This is a genomic window from Mycobacterium sp. (assembly GCF_035603715.1).
Taxonomy (GTDB): domain Bacteria; phylum Actinomycetota; class Actinomycetes; order Mycobacteriales; family Mycobacteriaceae; genus Mycobacterium.
This window is the reverse complement of sequence record NZ_DATNJW010000082.1, coordinates 1-5,797: the sequence shown is the minus strand read 5'-3', so window position 1 is coordinate 5,797 and position 5,797 is coordinate 1. Positions and strand designations below refer to the sequence as shown.

General features: G+C 66.6%; 7 protein-coding genes. 3 read left to right on the top strand and 4 right to left on the bottom strand.

What is annotated here, in order from left to right; translation table 11 throughout:
* Positions 1-30: 30 nt before the first annotated feature.
* The 4 genes from tatB to sigE all read right to left on the bottom strand — a co-directional run bounded on the left by tatB (position 31) and on the right by sigE (position 3,375).
* Positions 31-426, bottom strand: coding sequence for a Sec-independent protein translocase protein TatB (gene tatB, locus VN856_RS03475; RefSeq protein ID WP_325686172.1), 396 nt, complete (start codon positions 424-426; stop codon positions 31-33).
* Positions 426-1,928, bottom strand: coding sequence for a S1C family serine protease (locus VN856_RS03470; protein ID WP_325686170.1), 1,503 nt, complete (start codon positions 1,926-1,928; stop codon positions 426-428). Before VN856_RS03470 ends, tatB begins: the two co-directional genes overlap by 1 nt.
* A gap of 86 nt (positions 1,929-2,014) precedes the next feature.
* Positions 2,015-2,515 carry an anti-sigma E factor RseA gene (gene rseA, locus VN856_RS03465; protein ID WP_325686168.1) on the bottom strand — a complete coding sequence of 167 codons (501 nt, stop codon included), beginning with the start codon at positions 2,513-2,515 and terminating at the stop codon, positions 2,015-2,017.
* A 107-nt stretch (positions 2,516-2,622) separates the two neighbouring features.
* Complete coding sequence (gene sigE, locus VN856_RS03460) at positions 2,623-3,375, bottom strand: RNA polymerase sigma factor SigE (protein WP_325686166.1); 753 nt, start codon at positions 3,373-3,375, stop codon at positions 2,623-2,625.
* 199 nt (positions 3,376-3,574) lie between these two features.
* On the opposite strand from sigE, the gene VN856_RS03455 reads away from it, so the two are divergent.
* The 3 genes from VN856_RS03455 to VN856_RS03445 form a co-directional block, all read left to right on the top strand.
* The gene (locus VN856_RS03455) at positions 3,575-4,243 is read left to right on the top strand and encodes an O-methyltransferase (protein ID WP_325686164.1); all 669 of its coding nucleotides are present in this window, start codon (positions 3,575-3,577) and stop codon (positions 4,241-4,243) included.
* Between the two features lie 74 nt (positions 4,244-4,317).
* Positions 4,318-4,959 carry a TetR/AcrR family transcriptional regulator gene (locus tag VN856_RS03450; protein WP_325686162.1) on the top strand — a complete coding sequence of 214 codons (642 nt, stop codon included), beginning with the start codon at positions 4,318-4,320 and terminating at the stop codon, positions 4,957-4,959.
* On the top strand, positions 4,949-5,797 hold an 849-nt coding region (locus VN856_RS03445), incomplete at its 3' end, for an ABC transporter ATP-binding protein (RefSeq protein WP_325686160.1). The genes VN856_RS03450 and VN856_RS03445, both read left to right, overlap by 11 nt.

Here is a 5,797-nt window from a genome sequence, read left to right as displayed (position 1 = left end):
TTACATGTCGCGCCCACCGCGCGACGCAATTCAGGTGGCGTCGGTGTCGAACGGCGCCGGCCCGGCGACGGGCTGCTCCGCCGGTGTAAGCGGCTGAGCCACAAACTTTTCCGGTGTGCTGATTCGCGGCTGATCGAAGTTGCCGGTGAACAGCGAGTCGTCGCCGTCCAACAGGTGCTTGGTCAGCGCCGCCCGCGGCGTCATGCCGCGCAGCTTGTTCAGCTCCGATAGCGGCTCGCGCAAATCGTCGAACTCGGGGCCCATGTCCTCACGCAATTGGGTCGTCATTCCGCTGAGGTAGTCGCGGGCTTGACGCAGGGCGGACGACGTCCACCGGATCGCGCCGGGCAACCGCTCAGGGCCCAGGACCACCAGCCCGACCACCATGAGGACCAGGATTTCGCCCCAGCCGACGTTGGCGAACATTAGCCGCCGTCCGGCCCAGGGGTCACTGTGAGCGTGACGTGACGACCGTCGCGGACCACCTCGACCGGCGCGGGCTGCCCGACGGTCAATTGCCGCACCGCGACCACGAACTCGTCAGCGTCGGCCACGCCGCGATTGCCGACCTTGACCACCACGTCGTTCTCCAGGATGCCGCCCTTTTCGGCAGGGCCGCCGGCCTTGACGTTGGCGACCTGTGCGCCCTGGGCGATCGCGTTGCTCACCGACCGCGCGCTCAGACCCAGTGTCGGGTGCACGATCTTGCCGTCCTTGATCAGCGCCTGCGCAACGACTTTCGCCTCGTTGACCGGGATCGCGAAACCCAGCCCGCTGGCGCTGTCGGACAGCGACTTGCCGGCGGTGTTGATGCCGATCACGTGCGAGTCCATATCGATCAGCGGACCACCGGAGTTTCCATGGTTGATCGAGGCGTCGGTCTGTATCGCGTCGATCACGGTGTCGGTGTCAGAGCCCTCCCCCGACAACGGGATTGGGCGGTGCAGCGCGCTGATGATGCCGTGCGTGACGGTGCTTCGCAGACCCAGCGGCGCACCGGCGGCCAGCACCTCGTCGCCGACGCGGACCTTGTCGGAGTCACCGAGCTTGGCGACCGACAGGTTGTTGACGTTGTCCACCTTGAGCACAGCCAAGTCGGTCCTCGGGTCGCGACCGACCAGGTTGGCCGGCACTTCCTTGCCGTCGTTGAACACCACGGTGGTCTTGAACTGGCTCGGGTTGTTGGCCGCTTCTGAGATGACGTGGTTGTTGGTGACGATGTAGCCGCGGCCGTCGACCACGAAGCCGGATCCCTGCATGCCCTCTTGATCGCTGACCGACTGGATAGTGACCACCGAATCGGCAACCGCGGCAGCCACTTTGGCGAACCGACCGGCCGGTGACTCGCTGTTGCCGTTGGTGGATAGGTTCACCTTGGAGGTAGTGAACGCCTCGACGACCTCCGCGGTCTTGCGTCCCACCACGCCGCCGACCAAGCCGATCAGCAACGCCAGCACGGCAAGCACCGACAGCGCCAGGTACGACACCCGTCCGCCGAACAACACGTCACGCACACCGAGCCGGCCTTGCGCGCCGTCAGGCCCGTGGGCGCTGGTGCGCGCTACCGCCGGGTCACCAAGAGCCGCGGCCGCACCGGGATCGCGCCACGGATCCTCGGGGTCTTCGAATTCATCCTTCTTCTTGCTGTCCTCGAGCGCGCCCGCGTCGGTGGGGTGGCGCTGCAGCGAATCGGCCCCGGGGAATGGACGACCGAAGGCCTCGGTAAGGACCGGGTCGGCGGGTTCGTCATGCGGGGTGAACTCCCCGGAGTCGCGATACTTCGTCGGCCGGACGCGTTCGGCGACGAAGGACCCCTGCACGCCGTCGGGACGACTGAAGGCCTGACGCGATGCGGCGTCAACCGGCGGACGGGATACAGGTCGCGGCGCCAGCCGAGGGGCACCGTTGTTGTCTTGATCGGAGCTCACGTCATCCTCTTCCGAGCGCTTAGCAAACGCGCGCTATGAAGTCGAGCACGGCGCCGCGCACCGGCTTGGCCAAACTGGTGTCCACCCTACCGAGGCTCTGGGTGGTCGCGCCCGCTACCGTCGGCAAATCGATCGCGCATCGTGCGCGGCCTACCGCGTTCCGGCGGTGGGCCGGCGCTGCCACGCGGGCGGGGCGGGTCGGCGCTGCCCCGTCCGCGGGGAGTCTCCCAATGGCCGCCCTGTTGGGCGCTCGCATCGTCGTCGGGCGGGCAGTGCGGAATCTGCGACAGCAATCCGAGCAGCGTGCTCGGGACTCTGATCGGGTGCGAGTCGCGCAGCGCCTCGCGGGCGTGACGGTGACCGTCGACTTCGGCGGCGCATTCCGGGCATAGCGAGATGTGATGCGCCGCGCGCAGGTGAGCGTTCATTCGCAGCTCACCGTCGACAAAAGCTGAAATGGCCTCGATCGACAGATGCTCGGTGGAGCCGAATTGCCGTGGAGCACCGACCGGCGCATCGTTTTGCGAGGCGAATTGGGCGGGGAGCCAGGAGAACGCTCGGCGGAAGACATGTCCCCGCTCGACCATCACCAACTCCTCTCGGCATCACGTGGTGTTTTCGCGGCACTACCTCGAATGTAGCGCGCCAACCGATGCCGAACACCAATGAACTCACCGATCAGGTGGGTTGTGTCTCAGCCCTCAGCGGCGACGGCGCTGTCCGAGTGCGCCGCCAGATAGTCCCGCAGCGCCTGGCGTCCACGGTGGATCCGGCTGCGGACGGTCCCGAGCTTCACGCCGAGCGTGGCGCCGATCTCCTCGTAGGACAGTCCCTCGATGTCACACAGGACCACTGCCGCGCGAAACTCCGGCGGCAGCGAATCCAGCGCCGCCTGCAGGTCAGGGCCCAGGTGGGCGTCGTGGTAGATCTCTTCGGGGTTGGGCTCGTCGGCCGGCACCCGGTCGTAGTCTTCGGGCAGCGCTTCCATCCGGACCCGGCCGCGACGACGCACCATGTCCAGGAATAGGTTGGTGGTGATGCGGTGCAACCAGCCCTCGAAGGTCCCCGGCTGATAGTTCTGCACCGACCGGAAAACCCGGATAAAGGTCTCTTGGGTCAGGTCTTCGGCATCATGCTGGTTGCCGGAGAGGCGATAAGCCAGTCGGTAGACCCGGTCGGCGTGCTGACGCACCAGCTCATCCCAGGACGGCATGGCCGTCTTGTCTCCGGTCGCGTCGAAGACCGCGGTGCCGTAGGGCTCCTCGGCGGGCTCGACCCAGTCGGCGTCGCGGTACTGCTCGGGGTGCGACATGCTGGACGGGCTCAGAAGTGTGGTTATGTTCAATTCCTCCGGGCTCAGATTACCGTTGATGCTCGGCAATTCATCACCGCGGGCAACGCGAAGATGGCGGGATGTATTCCCGGACCAGCGGCCTCCACGCTCCATGGGAGATACCGTCGTCTATCGGCGTGTGTGCGGTATGTGATCGCACTGAGCTTTCACTGAGAATGGCGCCGATACCCTCGTTGAGCTGGCCATATCGGTCACATTACGTTTAGATCACACCGATTCGTTGAGCGTGTCGCGGCGCCGGTGACGGGCGCGCCTGATCGCACGCGGCACGGGTTGGACTTACGCTCACGCCATGGCCACGACCGATAGCACGCCAGGCCAGCCGGCGACGACGAGTCGGGCCGACTCGCTTTCGGCCCATGCCGAGGGTTCGATCTCCGAGGATTCGGTGCTGCTGGCCGCCCGCGAGCGTGCCGTCGACATCGGCGCCGGCGCGGTGACGCCGGCGGTCGGAGCGCTGCTGAGCCTGCTGACCAAACTCAGCGGCGGAAAGGCCGTCGTCGAGGTCGGCACCGGCGCCGGTGTCAGCAGCCTGTGGTTGCTGTCGGGGATGAGCGACGACGGCGTGCTGACCACCATCGACATCGAGCCTGAACACCAGCGGATCGCCAAGGAGGCCTTCTCCGACGCCAGCATCGGCCCGTCGCGGACCCGGCTGATCAGCGGGCGGGCCCAGGAAGTGCTGACCCGGCTGGCCGACGACTCCTATGACCTGGTGTTCATTGACGCCGACCCGCTCGACCAGCCGGACTACGTGGTCGAAGGCGTGCGGCTGCTGCGCTCCGGCGGCGTGATCGTCGTGCACGGCGCGGCGGCCGGTGGCCGGGCCGGCGATCCGGCCGCCAACGACGCAGAGGTCGCCGCGGTGCGCGAGGCGGCGCGGCTCATCGCCGAGAACGAACTGCTCACCCCGGCCCTGGTGCCGCTCGGCGACGGCCTGCTGGCCGCCGTTCGCGACTGACTTCACGCTCTTTACGGATTCGTGACGGGCTATCCACTTGACGTCCGACTGAACGGGTGTTTAGTGTTTTAAACATGCGTTCAGCCGACGATCTCACCGCCGTGGCCCGGATCCGCGACGCGGCGATCGAGCGGTTCGGCGAGCAGGGCTTCAGCGTCGGGCTGCGCTCGATCGCCGAAGCGGCGGGCGTGAGCGCTGCACTCGTCATCCACCACTTCGGTTCCAAAGACGGTCTGCGTAAGGCCTGCGACGACTATGTCGCAGAGGAGATCCGCAGCAGCAAGTCCGAGGCGATGAACTCCAGCGACCCGGCAACCTGGTTCGCCGCGATGGCCGAGATCGAGGAATACGCACCGTTGATGGCCTACCTGGTGCGCAGCATGCAGGCCGGCGGCGACCTCGCGAGGACGTTCTGGCGCACGATGATGGACAACGCCGCGACTTACCTGGACGAAGGCGTCAACTCCGGCATCCTCAAACCCAGCCGGGATCCCGCGGCCCGGGCCAAGTTTCTGGCGATCACCGGCGGCGGCGGCTTCCTGCTGTACATCCAGATGCACGAGACCCCAACGGATCTGCGGGCAGTGCTCCGCGACTACGCCCAGGACATGGTGCTGCCCTCCCTCGAGCTCTACACCAACGGGCTGATGACCGACAGCCATATGTACGAGGCATTTCTCGCTCAAGCCGAACAAGGAGAATCTGATGCCAGTTAAGAGCAATCACACGCCTATCGAAATCCAGGATCTGACAAAGACTTTCGGTGCCGTCCGGGCCCTCGATGGCCTAAAGCTGACGGTGCGGGAGGGCGAGGTGCACGGCTTCCTCGGACCCAACGGGGCCGGAAAGTCGACGACCATCCGGGTACTGCTGGGCGTGGTGAAGGCCGACTCGGGCACGGCGCGCCTACTCGGCGGTGACCCGTGGGCCGACGCGGTCGACCTGCACCGCCACATCGCCTATGTTCCCGGCGATGTCACGCTGTGGCCGAACCTGACCGGCGGCGAGACGATCGACCTGCTGGCCCGCATGCGCGGCGGCATCGACGAAAAGCGACGTGCCGAGCTGGTCGAGCGCTTCGAACTCGACCCGCACAAGAAGGCCCGCACCTACTCCAAAGGCAACCGGCAGAAGGTCTCGCTGATCTCCGCTTTCTCGTCGCGGACTCGGCTACTGCTCCTCGACGAGCCGAGCAGTGGCCTGGACCCGTTGATGGAGAACATCTTTCAGCAGTGCGTCGCCGAAGCACGCGATCGCGGGGCGACCGTCCTGCTGTCCAGCCACATCCTGGCCGAGACCGAGGCCCTCTGCCAACGGGTGACGATCATCCGCGCCGGCCGGACCGTCGAAAGCGGGACGCTGGAATCTATGCGGCACCTCAGCCGGACGACGATCACCGCCGACTTGCTCAACGACCCCGGCGATCTCACCCGCATCCGCGGCGTCGCGGACGTCAGCTACGAAGGGACCACGCTGCACGCCCACGTCGACAGCGAAGGCCTCGGCGAACTCATTCGGGTGCTCGGCGACACCGGGGTCCGCAGTCTGGTCAGC

Excerpts from the sequence above, each read along its gene's own strand:
- rseA (WP_325686168.1), bottom strand. The coding sequence starts at position 2,515 with ATGGTCGAGCGGGGACATGTCTTCCGCCGAGCGTTCTCCTGGCTCCCC.
- sigE (WP_325686166.1), bottom strand. The coding sequence starts at position 3,375 with ATGGAGCGTGGAGGCCGCTGGTCCGGGAATACATCCCGCCATCTTCGC.
- tatB (WP_325686172.1), bottom strand. The coding sequence starts at position 426 with ATGTTCGCCAACGTCGGCTGGGGCGAAATCCTGGTCCTCATGGTGGTC.
- VN856_RS03455 (WP_325686164.1), top strand. The coding sequence starts at position 3,575 with ATGGCCACGACCGATAGCACGCCAGGCCAGCCGGCGACGACGAGTCGG.
- VN856_RS03450 (WP_325686162.1), top strand. The coding sequence starts at position 4,318 with ATGCGTTCAGCCGACGATCTCACCGCCGTGGCCCGGATCCGCGACGCG.